We start from the raw sequence: 20,469 nt of genomic DNA, 5'->3' as shown, positions 1-20,469 counted from the left end.
ATTATTTCAGCGTAATCCACTCGTCGCGGTGAATAACCTCCAGTCGGTGAACTTCTCCGATGGCGGAGATCACTTCGCCGCTTGACAGTCCGCGGATAAGCCGCAGCTGATCCCCGTCATAATTGACAATGCCCCGGCCGAGGCGTTCGTTCCGGGCGTCACAACTTCAACCACATCCCCGGCATGGAAGCTGCCTTCCACGCGCTTGACGCCGACCGGGAGCAGGCTGTGCCCGCCGTGGACGAGCGCTTCTTCGGCGCCGTCATCGACCACAATGACGCCGATCGGCGAGGACATAAAGCCGAGCCACTGTTTTTTCATCGGCAGGGAGGAGAGATGGGTGGCAAAATAAGTTCCTTTGCCTTTCCCCTCGAGCGTCGCCAGCATGTCGCCGGCTCCGTTCGCTTTGCCGATAAAGACGGGAACGCCGCCGCGGGTGGCGATTTTGGCGGCGTCGATCTTCGAACGCATCCCGCCCGTTCCGACGCTGGACCCCGCTCCCCCGGCAATCGCATAGATCTCTTCGGTGATTTCCTCCACCTCTTCAAAGCGAACCGCCTCCGGCGATTTGCGCGGATCCGCGGTGTATAGGCCGTCGGTATCGGTCAGGATAATCAGCTGCCTCGCCCGGACGAGGTTGGCGACGAGCGCCGAAAGGGTATCGTTATCGCCGAATTTGAGCTCGTCGATGGAAACCGAATCGTTTTCGTTAATAACGGGGACGACTCCTTGCTTGAGCAGCTCGTCGATGGTCATGCTGGCATTATTCATGCGCTTGCGACTCGCAAAGTCGGTGCGCGTCAGCAGAATTTGGGCTGCAATCAGCCCATGGGCGGCGAATGCGTTCTGGTAAGAGCGCATCAGGAGCGCTTGGCCCACCGCGGCGGCGGCCTGCTTTTCATGGAGCAGACGTGGCCTGATCGGGTAACCGATCTTGCGAAATCCGGCAGCCACGGCTCCCGAGGTTACAAGGAGAACTTCATGTCCCGCTTGGCGAAGGGCGGCAAGTTCACCGGCATAGAATTGAATGGCTTCCGAGTTCAGCCCGCCTTCGACCGTGGTCAGCGAGCTGCTTCCGATTTTTACGACGATGCGCGAATGCATCGCAATCACTTCCTCTGGCATGATGTTAAGATTCTTTCTGAAAATAAAAAAGCTTTCATCCTTCATTACAAAGGACGAAAGCTTGAACTTCCGCGGTACCACCTTTATTGATGAGAATCTCATCCGGCTTGGGGCCTTGTAACAGAAGGCACTGTCCTGCGATTAGGCAGGCCGCTCGGGGTTAGGATTCGGAAAGGGGCTATCGGCGAATTCTTTCAGCCAGGGAATTCGCTCTCTAAACGCGCCGTTCGCTTTCGTACTGGTCCCGTCATTGCGTTTTAATCACTTTCATACTCTACTTGCAAGAATACCACAAGGGGCTTTTGATTTCAAAGAAAATGGTTATCGAAAAAGCCCCAGGCTGCCGATCCGCGCTGCAGCTTCACGAAGCCGCTCCTCACTGCTGAGAAGGCCTACCCGCACATACCCTTCTCCATGCGTCCCGAACCCGATGCCCGGAGCGACGGCCACATGCGCCTGCTCCAGCAGCATGTCGGCAAAGGAAACGGAGGTGAAGCCCTTGGGTACCGGCAGCCAGCTGAAAAAGGAACCGGCAGGCTTATCGGCTTCCCAGCCGATCCCGTGAATGGCGCCAAAGAAAGCGTCCCGCCGGGATGCATAGGTGGAAACAAGCTCTTCCACGCACTGCTGGGGGGCGGTCAACGCTTCTGCCGCAGCCGCCTGAATGCCTCCGAACAGGCTGACGTAGATATGATCCTGCAGCTGGTTGATCAGCGAAATCAGCTTGGCGTTTCCCAGCGCAAAGCCTACGCGCCATCCCGCCATATTGTAGGTTTTCGAAAGGGTATAAAATTCAAGCCCGACTTCCTTGGCTCCTTCCGCTTGAAGGAAGCTGACCGGACGCCGTCCGTCAAAACCGATCGCTCCGTATGCAAAGTCGCTGGCGACCACAATGCCGTGGTTTGCCGCAAAGGATACCGTGTCTTCATAAAAGGAAAGGGGCGCGGCGGCGGCGGTCGGATTGTTCGGGTAATTTAAAAACATCAATTTGGCATTTTCGCGGTCCGCCTTGGATATCGCTTCATAATCGGGCAAAAACCGGTTCTCCGCACGCAGCGGCATGAAGCTCATTTTTGCCTGGGCGAGCGCTACGCCGGACCAGTAATCCGGATAACCCGGATCAGGAACGAGACAAAGATCGCCGGGATTGAGAAGGATCTGCGGGAGCTGAACCAATCCGGTTTTGCCTCCGAATAAAATGGCCACTTCCGTTTCCGGATCCAAATCCACGTCATAGTCTTCTTTGTAGCGCTTCGCGATCGCTTCCTTTAGAAAGGAATAGCCGGTGAACGGAGAATATTTGTGATAAAGCGGGTTCTCTGCGGCCTCCTTCAGCTTGGACACGATGTGGGAAGGCGTCGGAAGATCGGGATTCCCTTGTCCGAGGTTTATGACATCATGGCCGAGGGCCGTTTGCCGGTTTACCTTGGATACCAGGGTGGCAAAAAATTGGGTCGGAAGCTGGGACATGATGGAGGCAGGCTGTATTTGAAACGGCTTTGTTATTTTGGCCATAATAAAAATCACTCCGGTTTAGATTTAAGAAATAATTTAACATGATTTATCCGGGGTGTATAGAGGGTTTTCATTTGATCTATTGAATTTCGGCCTATACCGGGCTATGATGGACTACAATCATTCAGAACCGCAGGTCAAAAAAGTACATCATTGTACAAACACGCAGGTTTGAACGTCTATGAAAGGAGATAAGCTGACCATGAATATAGCTTTGATTCAAGCTTATATCGAGTTGGGAGATACGGAAGCCAACTATGACCACATCCTTGAGATGATGACGCGGGCCGTGATGGCAGAGGCGAAGCCTGATGTGATCGTCCTCCCGGAAATGTGGAATACCGGCTATGCGCTGGACAGAATCAAGGAGCTGGCCGATCCCGGCGGTCGGGCAACCCGGGAAGTGTTGGGCGCATTTGCCAAAAAACACGGCGTGTTTGTCGTCGGAGGGTCCGTGGCGGAAAATATCGGGGGCGAGATTTACAACACCATGCATATCTTCAACCGCGAGGGCGAACAGATCGCGAAGTACTCCAAAATGCATCTGTTCCGGCTTATGGATGAAGAAAAATTTCTCGAGGCCGGCAATCAGGCCGTGACCTTCCCATTGGAGGGAGGACTGATTGCAGGGGCCTCGATTTGCTACGATATCCGGTTTCCCGAGCTGTCCCGGACGCTTGCCCTTGCCGGAGCCAAGGTTCTGTTTGTGCCAGCCGAATGGCCGCATCCCCGCTTGCACCATTGGAAGACGCTCCTTACGGCACGGGCGATCGAGAATCAAATGTACGTGGTCGCCTGCAACCGGACAGGTACCAGCGGGGATACCTCCTTTTTCGGCCATTCGATGATTATCGATCCGTGGGGCGAGACGGTGGCATCGGGAGGAGAAGAGGAAGCCATCATTACGGGTGTGCTGGATCCCTCGCTCACGGATGCCGTGCGCGGCCGCATTCCCGTGTTTGAAGACCGCAGACCCCGGATGTACGATATCGGATAGATTGAATTTTTCGCATCTTCGTTTCATCTCCGAAAGGGAGGGTATACTAATTTTAATCCCCCCAAAGGAGGCAAAAGCGCATGGCGAATGAAAACGATAAGGTTAACCATGACAGCCAGGAAAATGTCGTAGAGCAAAAGAACCAGTTCCGTAACTTCGTAGAGGGCGTAAACGGCGGATTCAGCGGCAACGACGGCGTGACCGAGGATAAGGGCCATATTCCGGACGATCAGAACCGGTTGATTGACAAACATAATTTGCGGAAGTGATAAATTAGGCACAACCGTTTGCGAAGGCCTAAACGACAGCCTAAGAAGGCTGGGGTGCAGGGCAAATCGAAATTAAAGGATAAGAAAAACGTCTATCGACGTACTTTCTCAGAAGACAGACCGCATTTAGCAGAAGTTTTTCTTGCGATATAGAATTCCATCAGCTCCGCTGATCACTTATCAATTCTATATCTAAAAAAAAGAGTCCGGGATGAGCGTCGTATCCCCGGGCTCTTTTATTTTGTCAGTCTATTTGTCCGTTTCGGCGATTTTTCGATGGACCCGGCAGGGATTTCCCATGGCGATCACGCCGGAAGGAATGTCCTTGGTAACCACGCTGCCCGCACCGATGACGGTATCGTCCCCAATCGTGACGCCCGGAAGAACCGTGACGCCGCCCCCGATCCAGACGTTGTTTCCAATGGTGATGGGATAAGCATATTCCAATCCTTGATTGCGCTGCAAGGCATCAAGCGGATGGCCGGCGGTGTAGAACCCGCAATTCGGAGCTATAAACACATTATCGCCAAAGGTAATCTTGGCGCCGTCCAACATCACGCAATTATGATTGGCATAAAAATTTTCTCCAATTTCAATGTTGTACCCGTAATCGCAGGCAAAAGGCTGCTCGATCAGAAATGTCTCCCCTGTTTTTCCAAACAGCTTCTTCAGGATGGCCGCCCGTTCTTCCGTCTTTTCAGGATGGAGCTGATTGTATTCGTGGCATAATCCTTTCGCATAAGCGCGCTCTTTGATAAGCGTCGCGTCATAATTGGCATCGTAGAGCAGACCCTGCCGTGCTTTTTCTTTTTCCGTCATGTCCATAACTCCTTTTAAATGTAAGCGTTCGTGTTAAGTCCGATATCCACTATACCTTATTTTTGGCTCCTTCGGCCGCAAGGCGGTCCATAACCTGTTTGAAGGTATCGATGAAGGCCTCGGCCGCTTTCGACAAATATCTGCCGTTCCGGTAGGCGATGACCAGCGTACGGCTTGGAACGGGCTCGGCCAGCGGCAGAAATACGGGAATGAATTCGCTACGTTTCGCCCGGGCGATGAATCTTGGAACCAGCGTTACTCCCATGCCGGTGGCTACCAGGGACTGAACGGTTTCGATGTTGTTGCTTTCAAATACGACATTCGGTTCAAAGCCGGCCTCCCGACAAAGATCAAACGTCAATTTGCGGAAGCCCTGGCCCTTTTTGAGGACGATGAACGCTTCATCTTTCAGATCCTTTAGGAAGACGGCTTCATCCGGATGGCTTTGCGCCCTGACGGCAAGAGGGTGCTGAGGCGGAACGGCCAGATCAATCCGCTCTTCGCCGATGGGAACCCAGGACAGCGACGGTTCGGCAAGCGGCAGGGAAAGCAGGCTCAAATCCGTTTTTCCGCTGGCGGTCAGTTTTTCGAGGTTCATTGAAGAGTCTTCCAGCAGGGTGATTTCGATATCGGGATATTCCTTTTTGAATGTCGGAAGTACCCATGGGAGCAGATGGGAACCGGTGATCGGCATGCTGCCGATCACGACCTTGCCCTTGCGCAGTTGGGAGATGTCGGACATTTCCTGACGAAGCTGTTCGACGGCGTCCATGATTTTTTGCGCGTGCTCCACAAAGCTTGCTCCCGCGTGAGTGAGCTCCACGGTGCTTGTATTACGCTGAAACAGCATGACGCCAAGCTCTTTTTCCAGTTTGGACAGCTGCTGGCTGAGCGATGGCTGGGCAATATGGAGTTTCTCCGCTGCACGGGAAAAATTTTTATCAGCGGCGATTTGCAGGGTGTACTGAAGCTGTCTTAATTCCAAGGTGATCCCTCCGTCTATAGGTAATACCTATTGTTTAAGACCTATTATATAGGTATTATCATATCTGTAAAAGGTTGCGCGATGATATGCGAGATGAAGATGAAATCGGAACGGAGGAATTTCATAGGGCGCAAGCTTAAATATAGCGAAGCCGTAACGAGGGAGGATGGCAATGAGAACGGAGCAGGAAATGATGAATTTGTTTGTCGATTTTGCAGCCAATGAGGAGAGAATTCGATTGGTAACCCTGGAAGGGTCGCGCACCAACCCGAACATTCCGCGGGATTCATTTCAGGATTTCGACATATCATATTTCGTAACGGACATGGATTCCTTCAAAGGACATGATGATTGGCTGAACGGTTTCGGGAGCCGTATCATGATGCAAAAGCCTGAGGACATGGAACTTTTTCCGTCGGAATTAGGCAACTGGTTTTCGTACATCATTATTTTTGAAGACGGCAACAAATTAGACCTTACGCTTATTCCGGTAAGCGAAACGGAAGATTATTTTGCGCAGAGCGACGGTTTAGTAGAAGTCCTGCTGGATAAAGATTCCCTCGTCAAGAATGAAGGCATCGCGAGCGATCGTGAGTATTGGATTCAAAAGCCGACGGCCAGAAAATTTGATGACTGCTGCAATGAGTTTTGGATGACCTCCACATATGTTGTGAAAGGGCTGGCCAGAAAAGAAATTCTTTTTGCAATCGACCATTTAAACGAGATTGTACGGCCTAATTTGTTGAGAATGATGTCATGGCGAATCGGTTCCGAGCAGGGTTATGATTTCAGTTTGGGAAAAAACCATAAATTTATGGACCGCCACCTTCCAAAAGAAGACTGGGAAGCTTTGCTGTCAACCTATGCCGAGAACGGATTTCAGAACATGTGGCAGTCTTTATTCGCTTGCTGCGAGTTGTTTAGAAAACATTCCAAAGCGGTGGCCGAACATCTTGGATATACATACCCGGACTATGATGAAGCGATCACCCGGTATACTCTAAGAATTTATGATTCTTTGAACTCATAAAACCATACGTTAAGGGAATCCGGGTGCAAGAGACTCAACTTGCGATCCTAGACGCCAGCCGAAAAGTAACGCCATGATAGCCGTGTTCGGTTCCGGGCCGCCCAAGGGGCCAAGCCGTTCAATTTCACGGATCATGGCGTTTTTTTCTCCACCTACTCTATAGCCGAAACCTATAACTTTTATAGATTTTATATCTTGGAACAATCACTCGGGAAATGATATAGTACTATCAACCGAAAGGAATGGTTTTGGATTTCCTTTCATATTGACCGAATGAATAATGGGGTGAAAATGATGAGTAAAAAGACGATGTTCGAAAAAATTTGGGATAACCACGTCATTCATCAGGAAGAAGGCAAGCCCGGCATTTTGTACATCGACCTGCACTTGGTTCACGAGGTAACCTCCCCGCAGGCTTTCGAGGGTCTTAGGCTGAGCGGCCGCAAGGTGCGCCGTCCTGAATTGACTTTTGCGACGATGGACCATAACGTGCCGACAAAGGACCGTTTCAACATTACGGATCCGATTTCCAAACAGCAAATCGATACGCTGACGCAAAACTGCCGCGATTTCGGCGTAACGCTTTATGATTTGGAGACGATCGATCAAGGCGTGGTGCACGTCATGGGACCGGAGCTCGGTTTGACGCATCCGGGCAAAACGATCGTGTGCGGCGACAGCCACACCTCCACGCACGGCGCGTTCGGCGCTTTGGCCTTCGGGATCGGAACGAGCGAGGTCGAGCATGTCCTTGCTACCCAATGCCTGCAGCAGGCCAAAGCCAAAACCATGGAGGTTCGCTTCATCGGCAAGCGTAATCCGGGCGTAACGGCGAAGGACATGATCCTGGGCGTCATCGCGAAATACGGAACCGACTTTGCAACGGGTTACGTTATCGAGTATACCGGCGAAGCGATCCGCGAGCTGTCGATGGAAGAGCGCATGACCGTATGCAACATGTCCATCGAGGGCGGCGCAAGAGCAGGCATGATCGCTCCGGACGAAACGACCTTCGAATATCTCCGCGGACGTCAGCACGTGCCTCAGGGCGAAGATTTTGACCGTGCCGTTGAAACTTGGAAAGAGCTCGTAACGGATGAGGGAGCGCAGTTCGACACGGTCGTGGAGTTCGACGTGGAATCGTTGATTCCTCAGGTAACCTGGGGCACCAGCCCGGGGATGGGTACCGATATTTCGTCTTCCGTGCCGAATCCGGCCGACTTTACGACGGACAATGAACGCAAGGCTGCCGAAAAGGCGCTTGAGTATATGGGACTTACGCCAGGCACGCCGATGTCCGAAATCCCGATCGACTACGTCTTCATCGGTTCATGCACGAACGGTCGGATCGAGGACCTCCGCGCTGCCGCCGCCGTGGCCAAAGGATACAAAGTATCGGATCGCGTAACGGCGATCGTGGTGCCGGGTTCCGGCCGCGTCAAGATCCAGGCGGAGAAGGAAGGGCTTGACAAAATTTTTACGGAAGCCGGTTTTGAGTGGCGCGAAGCGGGATGCAGCATGTGCCTTGCCATGAACCCCGACGTATTGCAGCCGGGACAGCGCTGCGCTTCCACGTCCAACCGCAACTTTGAAGGCCGGCAGGGACGGGGCGGCAGAACGCATCTCGTATCGCCTGCCATGGCTGCGGCTGCGGCTGTCAAGGGACGTTTTGTCGATGTGCGCGACTGGAATTTCGTGGGCGAAAAGGCCGTAATCTAATAAGGGACGGGGAGATACTATGCAAGCATTCACTAAATTGACCGGGATTGTGGCACCCGTTGACCGGGTGAACGTAGATACCGATGCGATTATTCCTAAACAATTTTTGAAAAGAATCGAGCGTACAGGGTTCGGACAGTTTCTGTTTTACGAATGGCGTTTCGATGAGCAGGGCGAAGCGATTGACAGCTTCCCGCTGAACCAGCCGCGTTACAAGGGATCGTCGGTACTGATTTCGAGAGCGAACTTTGGCTGCGGATCCTCCCGGGAACATGCGCCTTGGGCGATTATGGATTATGGTTTCCGAGTGGTTATCGCGCCTTCTTTTGCCGACATTTTCTACAATAACTGCTTTAAGAACGGCATTTTGCCGATCAAGCTTTCCGAGGAGCAGGTAGAGGATTTGTTCCAGCGCACGACTGCCCGGGAAGGATACGAGTTGACCGTGGATCTCGAGAACAAAACGATTGCCGACGACCAAGGCCTGCGCATCGACTTCGATCTGGATGAGCACCGCCGCCAGTTCCTGCTGCAAGGCTTGGACGATATCGGCTTGACTCTTCAGCATGAGAGCGCAATCGACGTATACGAGAAGAAACACGCGGACCGCTTGTTTGCGTAAACCGGCTTTACATGGTGCGACACCGATAACCCGGATGCGACACCGGCAACCCGACCCAATAAAGATATACATCCGCGGGGATTCATCCTACCATATCCTACCATGAGGTACGAAGATACGCGGGTTTCCATCAAAAGGTTACAAATATTAAACTTCCATTTCCGGTGTGGGAAATGGAAGTTTTTTCTGTTAAAATGATAGAAAGAGAAAAATCCGGTACATAGCAGCAAGACATGACAAGAAAACCGGGTCGAATCGTCGGGAGTAATTCGGTTAATGCTGTCCGTTTGGGCTTGATACATAAGAGGTTCATGAAAATTGCCCGTATATCCCTCGGAAAGGACATCGTTCTTTTCGCGACAAGGCGATTGATTTTTTTGCCTGTTATGACATGCCTGAGCAGCTTTTTGCCGGTCGGAAATCCGTTGGTGTCGGAAGATGTCCGCAGCGTCCTTTACGGCACGTGAAAATTGAAAAAAAAACGAAATCATGGGATGGTAGAGGTGGATTCATGAAAAGGCTAGGATTGTTAACGTTTTTGTTGCTCTTTCTGTTTGCGTTTCCAAAAGTTGGAGAGGCGGCCAGTGCGGACGGCGCGAAGATATTTTTGGACGGGGAACAGCTGAATTTGTCGTCTGGCGTGAAGGTGGCCAATGTTAAAAACAATATTCTGATCCCGATTCGCGTCGTATCCGAAAATTTGGGGTATAAAGTGAAATGGGACAAGGCCAGCAAGAGCATAGCGGTGCTGAACGACAGCAAGACCGTCAAGATGGTGGTTGGAAGCCCAACCGCCGAAATCGACGGCAATCCGGTCAGCATGGGGATGACTCCAATGCTGAACGGCAGCACGACGCTTGTTCCGCTTCGTTTTGTAAGCACGGAAATGGGCATGGACGTGAAATGGGACAACCTGGAAAAAGCCGTGTACCTGTCTTCGGAAGGCAGTCAGAACGATCCTGGGGCACAGCCGGCAAATCCGGTTACGGGCAACGATATCCCGGCCAACCCGGTTACGACGGTACCTCCGCTTTCCGGAGACCCGAGTGCTTTGGCAACGATTGACGGAATCAGTTTTAGCGACAATCGACTGATGGTAGCCGTAACGGGGAATTCCGTCGCCCCTAAAGTATTTACGATGACCAATCCGGATCGGATTGTTATTGATTTGCCCAACACCGAGTTTTCCGGCAATTTTATAAACAACAATATGCTGGATTCGGGGAACAAAGGGACGTTGAGCGTTACGGGTTATCCGGACGTGCAGGAGATCCGGTACTCCCTGTTCAGCAATTCTCCATCCACGATCCGGGTCGTTATCGCATTAACGGGAGCGAAAAATTATGCCGTCACCAACATGAATGACGGAATGATCGTTGTGGATTTGAACGCGACATCGACCGATCCGGGGACGGTCCCTGTGCCTCCAATCGGTTCGAGCGGCAAAAAGATCGTGGTCATTGATGCGGGTCATGGCGGCAGTGCGCCCGGAAAAATAGGCTACTCCAATACCCAGGAAAAAGATTTTACGCTTGCGATGGCCCTAAAGGTAGGCGCCCTGCTTGAGAAACAGCAAAACATCCAGTTGGTGCAGACCCGCACCGAGGATAAGTCGGTGGGATTAAGCGAACGGGCTAAGTTGGCCAATGACGTGAATGCAACGATTTTTGTGTCGATTCACGGCAACGGCTTCCATACGAGCACGCCGAACGGAACCGAAACCCTCTACACCAGGGATTCCAGCCGTCAGCTTGCTGACATCGTTCATAAACACCTGATCAAGGCGACAGGACTGAAAGACCGCAAAGTCAAGTATCAGAATGTTGCAGTGACCAGAGAAACCAAGATGCCGGCGATTCTTTTGGAAATCGGATTTTTGAGCAATCAAGCCGAAGAAGCTTTGATGCTCGACGAAGAATTCCAGTACCGCGTTGCCCAGGGCATCGTTGACGGAATCATGGAATATATTAATTTGCAAGGATAAAGAACGGAGGGGGACATGCCATGATGAACAAAAAGTATTGGGCGGCCGGGCTCCTGACGATCGTACTGGCGTTGGCTGCGGGATGCGGGCAAAAGCCGGCAGCGGCTCCGAGCGAACCGCCTCAAAATACCGCGGGACAGGTTCAAACGCCTGGGACCGATCAAGCCGAACCAACACCGGAGGAGAAGGAGACGGATACGGTGGCAAATACGAATCCAACTGAACCGGATACAAATGTGAACGCGGAAAAGGCAGGCACGGAAACCCAGGTTGCGGCGACGGATCCGAAACCGCCGGAAAAATCGACGGAGCCTCAGCCGAAGAAAGCCCATATTAAGATGTACTACACCGATCCCGAATTGATGGAACTGAAAGAAGCCGACGGCGAAATTACTTATACGGATGACAAAGATAAGTATGCGAAGTCGTTTCAGGCTCTTCAGAAAAGCAGCAACGAACAGCTGCAGCCGCTGTGGATGGACAGCATCAAATTAAATTCCGTGAAATTTGAGAACGGAGCTTTGACGCTGGATATCACGAAACCGCAAGAAGCCAACCTGGGGTCAGGGGGCGAGATGTTTGCCATTGAGGCTTTACGCAACATGTTCTTTCAATATGATGAAGTGAAATCCATTGAGCTTTTGGTGGACGGCAAGCAGGTCGAGAGTCTCATGGGGCACGTGGACCTGGAACATCCGATGACCCGCTAATCCATCGTTGATGGCCAAAAAGAACTATATGATTTTTTCATAAAAAACAAAGACAAAACTCCTATTTCTTTTTTAGAAATAGGAGTTTTTCTGGTAAAAAGGGAATAATTTCGCAACTTTCATGCTTATGCAGCGTCTAAAGTGTGTCAGGTAATGTCGGACAGGCCGAGTGCAGAAACGCCAATCTATGGCAAAATAATAGGATGGTAGGGGTGAAGGATGAAGAAGTTCGGTTTTTTGATGTTTCTGATTGTCATCATGGTGGCGTTTCCTAGGATGGCGGATGCAAGTTCCTACAGTGCCAAGATTTATCTGGACGGCAGCGAGTTGAACTTGACCTCCGATGTTAAGGTGGAAAATATCAGTGGAACGGTGATGGTGCCGATCCGAGTTATTTCCGAGAATTTGGGCTATAGCGCGGATTGGGACAAGTCGACCAAAACGGTAACCGTTCTAGGGAACGGGACGACGGTGGAGATGGTTATTGGCAGCGAATACGCCAAGATCGACGGCCAACGTCTTAAGATGAATAAAGCTCCGCTGCTTCGCGGCGGCACAACGATGGTGCCCCTCCGTTTTGTGAGTGAACAAATGGGCTTGAATGTCGCATGGGATAACCAGAAAAAAGCGGTATATCTTATTACCCCGGAAATCAGCGAGCCAAACCCGGGTCCGGGAGAAAATGAAGGGTTGTCCGCGATCGACGGCATCAGCTTCAGCGATAATCGCCTGATGGTAGCCGTAAGCGGAAGCGTCAAGCCGAAGGTCATGAAGCTGACAAGCCCTGACCGGATCGTGGTGGACGTGGAAAATGCCAAATTTTCCGATTCGTTCAGCAGCAACAATCAGATTGATGCCAAGATGAACGGTCAGCTGCCCGTATACGGCTACCCCGACGTCAAGGGGGTAAGATATTCGCTGTATAACAGCAACCCTTCGACAGTCCGGATCGTGATTGATCTTAATTACGCCAAAGATTACACGCTCCACGGGACGGAGGACGGTTCAAGCCTGTTTATCGTGGATCTTAATACGACGTCCGTGCCGGCGCCTCCTCCGGGATCGGGAGGCAAAAAACTTATCGTCATTGATGCCGGCCATGGCGATCATGATCCGGGGGCAATCAGCGTTTCTAAAAAGAGGGAAAAAGATTTCACCCTTGCTGTAGCCTTGAAAGTAGGAAAGCTCCTGGAGAAGGAGAAGAACTTTGACGTTGTCATGACACGCAGCGACGATACCTTCCTGGAGTTAAAAGACCGGGTGAAAATCGCCAATAATCTAAAAGCGGATGCTTTTGTATCGATTCATGCCAATAGCGGACCCTCGGCCGCAACGGGCACGGAGACCTACTATAAACGCGACTCCAGCAAAGCCCTGGCCAATGTTATTCACAAACATCTTGTCCAGGCCACGGGTTTGAAGGATCGCGGCGTAAGATACGGGAATTTTCATGTTATTCGCGAAACGAACATGCCGGCCATTCTGCTCGAGGTCGGTTTCCTCAGCAACCAGAATGACGAAAGCAAGCTGTTCGACGCGGCGGTTCAAGACCGCGTAGCCCAATCGGTTATTGACGGGCTGAAGGAATACTTTAAAGTAAATTAATCGAGTAAGGCATCTCAGGAGGTGGGCATATGAACAAAAAAATATGGTCCGCGGCACTGCTTGCGGCGGTAATGCTGCTGGGAGCGGGCTGCGGGCAAAAGCCGGGTGCGGCCCCGGGAAATGCGCCGGAACAAAACATCCCGGAACAAAATACCCCGGATCAAAACGCCCCGGATCAGAACAGCGGAACGGACACGCCCTCGCCTGGAACCGATTCGGACGCAAAGCAGCCTGATCAGGGCACCGCGCAGCCGGGAGGCACGAACGGCGCCGGCGGAGGAAGCGGCCAGACACCGGATACGCCGGACAGCAATGCCCAGGACGATCTGAAGTCGGAAACCATCACGGTTTATTATACCGACCCCGATCTCATGGAGCTGAAAAAAGGAACTTCCGAAATTAAGTTCAAGGACGACAAGGAAAAATATACGGCGGCGTTTAAAGCCCTGCAATCCAGCGGAAACGAACAATTGGTGCCGCTTTGGGAAAAAGCGGAACTGAAGTCCGTGGAATTCGGCGACGGAAAGCTCACGATCGACATGCATCTTCCGGATGAAGCGCGCTTTGGTTCAAGCGGCGAAGCTTTTGCCGTAGACGCCTTGAAACAAACCTTTTTTCAGTTCAAAGAAGTTCAATCTCTTCAAATGCTGGTCGACGGTAAGCAGGTAGAAAGCTTGATGGGACATGTAACTTTAGAAAATCCTGAAACTCGGTGACGGCGGTTTGAAGGAGATCACGTTCTGCTGTCGAATTAAGGAATATTGAGGAAGCAGCAGTTTAGAGAGGGGAAACGAAATGGTATCCAGACAAAACAAGCAATATCATTCCAAAAAAGTGGTCTCCGCCGTCATGGCCGGACTTATGGTGCTGGGAGCCGGCGCTACTTCTGCCGCAGCGGATCAGGCGGCAACAAGCGTTTCGGCAACGGCAACGGCATCAAATCTCTTTAGCGACGTGAATACAGGCTATTGGGGAGAAAAGTACATCTATCAGCTGGCATCTCAAGGGATCGTCATGGGGAACAACGGAAAATTCCGCCCGAACGACCCTGTAACCCAGCAGGAAGCCGTTACGATGGCGATTCGTTTCTTGAATTTACAGGTAACTGACAGCACAGGCGCGTCTACGGCATTACCGACAAATATCAAAGTGAACAACTACTTTGTTCCGTACGTGAAATTGGCGCTTCAGCAAAACCTGCTCGACAAGACAAAAGAATCCGGCTATGCGGACACCAAAGTGACCTGGGGGGGCAAAAACGCTACCCGCGAATGGATTACGGAAGTTTTGGTCCGCTCCATGGGTCGCACCGCCGACGCCAGTGCGGCTATGAACAAAGCGACAGGCTTTGCGGATAACGCCAAAATATCCGCCGACCGATTGGGTTACGTGAATGTAGCGATCGACCTTGGCATCGCCAAGGGAGTGAACGGCAACAAATTCGACCCTCAGGGAGCGGTAACGCGGGCACAGCTGGCAACGTTCTTCAGCCGGGCCCAGGCTTATATCGACGCAAAATACGACAACCAGTTCGAAGGGTATGTTTCCTCCGTTGGAAACGGCAAGCTTGAATTGTATGCGGACGGGAAAAACAACTCGTTTACGATTGACGGTTCGACCGCATACTTTGAGAAGGCATCGGAAAAAAGACTTTCCGTTTCCGACATTAAGCCTTACACCAAAGTGACCGTTATCGGTAAAAACGGAACGGCCTCCTATGTTGAAATTACGGATCCGGAACCAAAACTGGAGTCGTTTGAACGAAAATACGCCAGATTGTCGCCGAATAACGTGATCTGGTTCGATTCGAACAACACGTTTGAAGAGTTGAAATACGATAGCGAGACGATTTTCCTCGACCAGAACGGCACGAAAATCGATCCGCAATCGCTGGCCTCCGGCAGCATCGTCACGGTTGAGCGCGAAACCTTCAGTCCGCAGAAACGCATTGTCGCGATTCGCGTCAAAAACGGACTGGTCAACAAAACGGCCTCCGGCATCGTGCAATCCGTTGACACGACAAACAAAACGATAACGATTAAAGACGCGTCCGGAAATACCGTAGATACCTTCAAATGGGATGACAGCACGCTGATCAAGTATCAGAACCAGCTTATGAACGTGTCCGAACTGAAGGCCGGTTCCGTTGTTACCTATACGGTGGAAAACAACATTCTGCATAAGATTGAAATCAGCCAAAGCGTGGACCGTACCATTACGGCCATGCTGTATTCCATGGAAAGCAATGGCAGCACGCTGACCTACAAGCGCAGCGGCAGCACGCAGCTGGAAACGAAATTCCTGGTCGAGAAGCCGGAGCTTACGATCAACGGCATTGATCAGCCGCTGTTAAGCGACCTGCTAGCGGATGCTACGGCAGGCGATCAGGTGGAGCTTACCGTTAACGGGGAAGAAAAAATTACGAAAATCAAGGTTCTCGGCCGGCAGATGGAGCATTTAAACGAGGTATCGGTTGTATCCTATGTTCCGTCCAAACGCTGGCTCACGGTCAGCGACAACAAAAGCCAGCCGAAAGTCATCGTGCTGGACGATAAGACCAAGCTGGACTCCGCGGGCGGCACCAATTTACCTACAATTGAAGCCCTGCTTGTACCGGGCCGGAAAGTGAATATCAATCACATCGGAAACCGCGCATTGTCCCTTGAGGTCATCTATAAGTACGACGGAAAAGTAACGGCCATCAACGCCACAAACAAAATACTGACGCTGCTTACAGAAGGCGGACAGACGATTAACGTCCCTTATAACTGGCCGCGCGTGGAATTGTACGATAAGCCGAACGCTACCCTTTCCGACATCAAGGTAGGGGATGAGGTTTCCGCTCAATTGTCGAATGATCAGACCAGTCTGATCAGCATTAAGGCCGTGTCGTTAAAGCAATTTGAAATCGTCTCAACCGAGCCTTCGTATGACCGCGTTCGCGTGAAGAACGATGGGGTCACATCGCAAATCTATACGGATAAGGCTAAGATTAGCGATGAAAACGGCAAGGATATCCGTATTTCGGACCTTCGTTCGGGTTCTCTGATTAATGTTAAGTTTGCGGGTACGACCCCAAGCGCCGTTGCCGTGGTAAAAAATACGATGGGCCAAGTCATGAGCGTGGATCCTGCCAATTCCGTACTGGCCATTAAAACATTCAACGGCGCAGGCGAGACGATCCAAGCCACCGGAGGCGTGAAGGTCGTTCGCGGGACGGACGTTTCTACGAATATCGCATCGATTTCGGTCAATGACCGGGTAGAGGTCCGTAAGAATATTGACGGTACAACCAACATTAAAGTGCTTGATTCGGTGACCCGGAATTTCTGGCGCTATGAGAACGGCGATGTTTACGTTAAACGCATCTACACCAGCGACAACAACCGTTTCCCGGTTGCAGCAAATCTGTATGTTCACCAAGGAGATCAGAATTTGTCCGTGCAATCCCTGAAGGAAAATGATAATATTGTTCTGTATTTCAACAACGGCATCGTTGTGGAGATCGTGAAACAATAGTTGTCACTTCGGGAATACACGAGAAACACCGTCTTGATGCGGGATTTTTCGCATCAAGACTTTTTTTTGCGGGAGGGACCTGATATGAACTCGGCTACGGTACGACATATTCTGGATACGATCGGAAATATGTTTCCCGATGCACATTGTGAACTGAACCATGGCAATGCTTTCGAGCTGACGATCGCGGTTTTGCTGTCAGCCCAATGTACGGATGAAACGGTTAACAAAGTGACGAAAGATTTATTCAGGAAGTATAAAACGCCGCAGGATTATGTTGCGGTTCCGATTGAGGAACTGGAGCAGGATATCCGCCGCATCGGACTGTTTCGAAACAAAGCGAAGCATATTCAGAACCTGTGCCGCATTCTGATTGAGCAGTACGGCAGCGAAGTGCCCGAAGCCCATGACGAGCTGGTAAAGCTGCCGGGCGTCGGGCGCAAGACCGCCAACGTTGTCGTATCCAACGCCTTTGGCGTTCCGGCCATCGCCGTGGATACCCATGTGGAGAGAGTGTCCAAGCGGCTGGGGCTGGCAGGCTGGGATGACAGTGTCCTTGAGGTGGAGAAGAAACTGATGAAGCGGGTGCCTCGCGAGGAATGGACGCTGACGCATCACAGGCTCATCTTTTTCGGACGATATCACTGCAAAGCCCAGAATCCGATGTGCCAGGTATGCCCGCTGCTTGACGTCTGCCGGGAGGGCAAGAAACGTATGAAAACGTCCAAGGTCAGGAAGAATAAGGAACAGGCCGGAAACAGAAAGAAATAGACAAGAATAAGAGGATGGGATTAGACATGAAATGCATCTCGGTGTACACGGATAATTTTGAATTGTTCTCCGATATTTTCGAACAAGTGGTGGAGAGCCAGCTGGAAGAAAACGAAGAAAAAGAAGTGGAAGGCGTTACGATCAGCCATTCGGGCGAAGCCCCTGATCACTACCTGGAGCGCATGTCCCAAAAACCGGAGGTTGTCGTCATGCGTGACAAGTCCCGCGGACTGACGATTTTGCAGCACGGAAACGTATTTGAAATACTGATTCCGGAAGCGGAAGGCGCTGCAGCCTTGCAATAAGCCCGCTCATATGCTTGAGCAAGAGCGCCCCCCATTTTCTTTTTTGGGCAAAAAAGGGACTGTCCGCAAAGTAGGTATTTTCTACATGCGGACCGTTCCTTTTTTTCATTTTAAAAACGTTACATTTTTTTTGGAGGGAGGTCGGTTGTCATGAAAGAAGCAATCAAGGTTGTGGCGTATAATCCGAATTGGGCAGTAGATTTTGAACATGAAAAAATGAGTTTATCCTCGATGCTTGGTCTTGAAGCTATCGCCATAGAGCATGTTGGAAGCACATCTGTTCCAGGTCAAGAAGCAAAGCCAATCATCGATATTTTTGTTGGAGTTTCACCTTTTAAAGAGTTAACATACTATCGGTCCATATTGGATTCGGAGGTATATCAATACATCCATACGGGGATGAGCAACAGATTTTTATTTAACAGATACACCAACGGAATCTGGACTCATAACATCCATATCCTTCCTTATAACCATGAATTCGATACAAGAAATGAGTTGTTATTTAGAGATTATCTGAGAAAGCATCCTGAACTGGTTCAAGAATATGGGGAAGTTAAAAAAAATTCATCGCAAAATTGCGGCGGTGAATTAGAGGATTACACCCGTTCCAAAACTGAATTCATACAAAAAGTAGTCGATGCCGCAAGAAGCGAAAGAGGGTTACCTTTGCAAAACGTATGGGAAGATTAGTCGTACCGTACGAATGCAAGAGGTAAAGCAGCACGGGGAAAGTCTTTGGTATTCGACGACATGCGTCAGCTCAACAGGAAACAAGGCAGAGGTCCTCATATTTAGCGGGCCTCTTTTATTATTCAAATTACCAACAAACCGAAGCAGGATTACCGAAAGTTCCACCTTTTCGGGACAGCCGTTTTTTGACCGGATTGGAGTTTCTTTACTCACGGAGCAATGTTAAAATAAAATGATATGAGAAAGGTCACTTATGTTTAGATCATTTGGACAGGAGCGAAGGATGACAGTGAAGGTAGCGACAGAACATGAAACCGGATACAGCACCGGCGTTTTGCAGGCTGTTCAGGAACGTTTTGCGGAATGGAATGACGAGTCGTCAGCGGCATTGACCGGCGATCTTAAGCGCAAGTTGGCTTCGGGCGAGCTGACGCTCGCGTTTTGCGGCCATTTTTCGGCGGGAAAGTCAAGCATGATCAACGCCCTGTGCGGCAAAAGCGTGCTGCCGTCCGGTCCGGTACCGACCAGCGCCAATGTGGTGACCATCCGTTCCGGCGCGCCGAGAGCCGTGATTCACCGGCCCGACGGCGGGCTTGGGGAAACGCTGAGCGTCAGCACCGAGGAGCTGGCGGCCTACTGCAAGGAAGGCGGGGAGTATTCCGCGATTGAGGTTTGGGACGACGTGCCGATTCTAGGCGAGCACGGCGTATTGATGGATACGCCGGGAGTCGATTCCACCGACGACGGACACCGCCAGGCGACCCATTCGGCGCTGCATATGGCGGATGCGGTGTTTTATGTGATGGACTATAACCACGTTCAGTCCGAGAGCAATCTGACGTTTGCCAAAAGCTTGTCCGATTGGGGAAAGCCGCTGTATTTAATCGTAAACCAGATCGATAAACACCGGGACGAGGAGCTTAGCCTTACATCCTACTTAAAGGATGTCAAAAAGGCTTTTGCCCAGTGGAAGGTGCAGTACAACGGCTTGATGTGCATCTCGCTTAAAGCGAAGGATCATCCGTACAATCAGTGGAATGAGCTTACGTCCCTGATCGGCAAGCTGCTGGATCACCGGAAAGCCCTTCTTGATTACAGCGTGGCTTGCTCCGTCAATCATGTGGCGGAGCGTCATGCCGAAGCTTTTGTCCGCAGCCATCAGGAGGAGAAGGAAGAGCTGCTCGCCGAAATGGGCGGGGAGGAAGCTGCGGCGGCTCTGAATGTCCGCCTGGAGGAGATGGAGCGGGAAGCGGCGAAGATACAAGGTCTCCCGGATGCGGTAGGCTCCGAGCTTCGGCGCGAAGGGGACGCTTTGCTGGCTAACGCGAATTTGACGCCTGCGGACGTGCGGGATTTGGCCCTGTCTTTCCTGGAGAGCCGGCGCAGCGGGTTCAAGGTCGGTTTCTTGTTCGCCGGAGGCAAGACGGAGGAGGAGAAGCGGCGGAGACTGGAGTCGTTCGTTAAGCGTCTGTCCGAGCAGACGGTCTCCCAAGTGGATTGGCACCTGAGAAATTTGTTCCGTCCGATGGTCGAGCGTTTTGAGCCTTGGAGCGCGGACTGGGAGGCGCTGGCGGATTCGCAACTGCCGGCCGTCTCCGAAGAAATGGTCACAGGCACGGTGAACCCCCAGGCGGTGCTCTCGGGCGAATACGTGCTGAACTATTGCCGGCAGCTGGCCGAGGAAATCAAGGCCGGCTACCGCCGCGCCGTGTCGGCGTTCGCCGACCGGCTGCAGGCTCTGGCGGCGGACGCTTCCGCCGTCCGCCTGGAGGCCCTGGAGCGCCAGCGCGCCGAGCTGCTG

17 protein-coding genes and 1 pseudogene are annotated in these 20,469 nt (G+C 51.6%); 14 read left to right on the top strand and 4 right to left on the bottom strand.

Annotation, left to right across the window (positions count from 1 at the left end):
* Position 1: 1 nt before the first annotated feature.
* Both proB and XI25_RS20575 read right to left on the bottom strand, forming a co-directional pair.
* Positions 2 to 1,104 (bottom strand): annotated as a pseudogene (proB, locus tag XI25_RS20580) (glutamate 5-kinase).
* Positions 1,105 to 1,446: 342 nt separating this feature from the next.
* Positions 1,447 to 2,640 (bottom strand): pyridoxal phosphate-dependent aminotransferase, encoded by a 1,194-nt coding sequence (locus tag XI25_RS20575; RefSeq protein WP_046680029.1) that lies wholly within the window; start codon positions 2,638 to 2,640, stop codon positions 1,447 to 1,449.
* A 181-nt stretch (positions 2,641 to 2,821) separates the two neighbouring features.
* Between XI25_RS20575 and XI25_RS20570 the strand changes: the two genes are divergently transcribed.
* Together XI25_RS20570 and XI25_RS20565 are read left to right on the top strand one after the other, a co-directional pair.
* Positions 2,822 to 3,637: a carbon-nitrogen family hydrolase gene (locus tag XI25_RS20570; protein ID WP_046680028.1), complete on the top strand. Its 816-nt coding sequence runs from the start codon at positions 2,822 to 2,824 to the stop codon at positions 3,635 to 3,637.
* An 80-nt stretch (positions 3,638 to 3,717) separates the two neighbouring features.
* Positions 3,718 to 3,906 carry a hypothetical protein gene (locus XI25_RS20565; RefSeq protein WP_046680027.1) on the top strand — a complete coding sequence of 63 codons (189 nt, stop codon included), beginning with the start codon at positions 3,718 to 3,720 and terminating at the stop codon, positions 3,904 to 3,906.
* A gap of 249 nt (positions 3,907 to 4,155) precedes the next feature.
* On the opposite strand, the gene XI25_RS20560 is transcribed toward XI25_RS20565, so the two are convergent.
* Positions 4,156 to 4,725 carry a sugar O-acetyltransferase gene (locus XI25_RS20560; RefSeq protein WP_046680026.1) on the bottom strand — a complete coding sequence of 190 codons (570 nt, stop codon included), beginning with the start codon at positions 4,723 to 4,725 and terminating at the stop codon, positions 4,156 to 4,158.
* 49 nt (positions 4,726 to 4,774) lie between these two features.
* Positions 4,775 to 5,710 carry a LysR family transcriptional regulator gene (locus XI25_RS20555; RefSeq protein ID WP_046680025.1) on the bottom strand — a complete coding sequence of 312 codons (936 nt, stop codon included), beginning with the start codon at positions 5,708 to 5,710 and terminating at the stop codon, positions 4,775 to 4,777.
* Between the two features lie 172 nt (positions 5,711 to 5,882).
* Here XI25_RS20555 and ant(6) point away from each other — a divergent pair, with 172 nt between their 5' ends.
* The 12 genes from ant(6) to XI25_RS20495 form a co-directional block, all read left to right on the top strand.
* The gene (gene ant(6), locus XI25_RS20550) at positions 5,883 to 6,740 is read left to right on the top strand and encodes an aminoglycoside 6-adenylyltransferase (protein ID WP_152669188.1); all 858 of its coding nucleotides are present in this window, start codon (positions 5,883 to 5,885) and stop codon (positions 6,738 to 6,740) included.
* Positions 6,741 to 7,034: 294 nt separating this feature from the next.
* Positions 7,035 to 8,459, top strand: a complete 1,425-nt coding sequence (gene leuC, locus XI25_RS20545) for a 3-isopropylmalate dehydratase large subunit (protein ID WP_046680023.1) — start codon at positions 7,035 to 7,037, stop codon at positions 8,457 to 8,459.
* A gap of 19 nt (positions 8,460 to 8,478) precedes the next feature.
* Positions 8,479 to 9,081 (top strand): 3-isopropylmalate dehydratase small subunit, encoded by a 603-nt coding sequence (gene leuD, locus XI25_RS20540; RefSeq protein ID WP_046680022.1) that lies wholly within the window; start codon positions 8,479 to 8,481, stop codon positions 9,079 to 9,081.
* Positions 9,082 to 9,592: 511 nt separating this feature from the next.
* Positions 9,593 to 11,065, top strand: a complete 1,473-nt coding sequence (locus tag XI25_RS20535) for an N-acetylmuramoyl-L-alanine amidase family protein (protein ID WP_046680021.1) — start codon at positions 9,593 to 9,595, stop codon at positions 11,063 to 11,065.
* A 23-nt stretch (positions 11,066 to 11,088) separates the two neighbouring features.
* Positions 11,089 to 11,775: a GerMN domain-containing protein gene (locus XI25_RS20530; RefSeq protein ID WP_046680404.1), complete on the top strand. Its 687-nt coding sequence runs from the start codon at positions 11,089 to 11,091 to the stop codon at positions 11,773 to 11,775.
* 219 nt (positions 11,776 to 11,994) lie between these two features.
* Entirely contained in the window at positions 11,995 to 13,380 is a 1,386-nt protein-coding gene (locus XI25_RS20525; protein WP_046680020.1) for an N-acetylmuramoyl-L-alanine amidase family protein, read from the top strand.
* A 29-nt stretch (positions 13,381 to 13,409) separates the two neighbouring features.
* Entirely contained in the window at positions 13,410 to 14,096 is a 687-nt protein-coding gene (locus XI25_RS20520; RefSeq protein ID WP_046680019.1) for a GerMN domain-containing protein, read from the top strand.
* Positions 14,097 to 14,175: 79 nt separating this feature from the next.
* Positions 14,176 to 16,899, top strand: a complete 2,724-nt coding sequence (locus tag XI25_RS20515) for an S-layer homology domain-containing protein (protein ID WP_046680018.1) — start codon at positions 14,176 to 14,178, stop codon at positions 16,897 to 16,899.
* 84 nt (positions 16,900 to 16,983) lie between these two features.
* Complete coding sequence (gene nth, locus XI25_RS20510) at positions 16,984 to 17,670, top strand: endonuclease III (RefSeq protein WP_046680017.1); 687 nt, start codon at positions 16,984 to 16,986, stop codon at positions 17,668 to 17,670.
* A gap of 26 nt (positions 17,671 to 17,696) precedes the next feature.
* Positions 17,697 to 17,975 carry a hypothetical protein gene (locus tag XI25_RS20505; RefSeq protein WP_046680016.1) on the top strand — a complete coding sequence of 93 codons (279 nt, stop codon included), beginning with the start codon at positions 17,697 to 17,699 and terminating at the stop codon, positions 17,973 to 17,975.
* Between the two features lie 150 nt (positions 17,976 to 18,125).
* Positions 18,126 to 18,668 (top strand): GrpB family protein, encoded by a 543-nt coding sequence (locus XI25_RS20500; protein WP_046680015.1) that lies wholly within the window; start codon positions 18,126 to 18,128, stop codon positions 18,666 to 18,668.
* A gap of 283 nt (positions 18,669 to 18,951) precedes the next feature.
* A partial coding sequence (locus XI25_RS20495) for a dynamin family protein (RefSeq protein WP_200901457.1) occupies positions 18,952 to 20,469 on the top strand: 1,518 nt, incomplete at its 3' end.

This window comes from Paenibacillus sp. DMB20, assembly GCF_000987955.1.
Taxonomy (GTDB): domain Bacteria; phylum Bacillota; class Bacilli; order Paenibacillales; family Paenibacillaceae; genus Paenibacillus_AQ.
This window is presented reverse-complemented; position numbering and strand designations above follow the sequence as displayed.

Coding starts and splice junctions, on each gene's coding strand:
- XI25_RS20575 (WP_046680029.1), bottom strand. CDS start 2,640: ATGGCCAAAATAACAAAGCCGTTTCAAATACAGCCTGCCTCCATCATG.
- XI25_RS20570 (WP_046680028.1), top strand. CDS start 2,822: ATGAAAGGAGATAAGCTGACCATGAATATAGCTTTGATTCAAGCTTAT.
- XI25_RS20565 (WP_046680027.1), top strand. CDS start 3,718: ATGGCGAATGAAAACGATAAGGTTAACCATGACAGCCAGGAAAATGTC.
- XI25_RS20560 (WP_046680026.1), bottom strand. CDS start 4,725: ATGACGGAAAAAGAAAAAGCACGGCAGGGTCTGCTCTACGATGCCAAT.
- leuC (WP_046680023.1), top strand. CDS start 7,035: ATGAGTAAAAAGACGATGTTCGAAAAAATTTGGGATAACCACGTCATT.
- leuD (WP_046680022.1), top strand. CDS start 8,479: ATGCAAGCATTCACTAAATTGACCGGGATTGTGGCACCCGTTGACCGG.
- XI25_RS20535 (WP_046680021.1), top strand. CDS start 9,593: ATGAAAAGGCTAGGATTGTTAACGTTTTTGTTGCTCTTTCTGTTTGCG.
- XI25_RS20530 (WP_046680404.1), top strand. CDS start 11,089: ATGAACAAAAAGTATTGGGCGGCCGGGCTCCTGACGATCGTACTGGCG.
- XI25_RS20525 (WP_046680020.1), top strand. CDS start 11,995: ATGAAGAAGTTCGGTTTTTTGATGTTTCTGATTGTCATCATGGTGGCG.
- XI25_RS20520 (WP_046680019.1), top strand. CDS start 13,410: ATGAACAAAAAAATATGGTCCGCGGCACTGCTTGCGGCGGTAATGCTG.
- XI25_RS20515 (WP_046680018.1), top strand. CDS start 14,176: ATGGTATCCAGACAAAACAAGCAATATCATTCCAAAAAAGTGGTCTCC.
- nth (WP_046680017.1), top strand. CDS start 16,984: ATGAACTCGGCTACGGTACGACATATTCTGGATACGATCGGAAATATG.
- XI25_RS20505 (WP_046680016.1), top strand. CDS start 17,697: ATGAAATGCATCTCGGTGTACACGGATAATTTTGAATTGTTCTCCGAT.
- XI25_RS20500 (WP_046680015.1), top strand. CDS start 18,126: ATGAAAGAAGCAATCAAGGTTGTGGCGTATAATCCGAATTGGGCAGTA.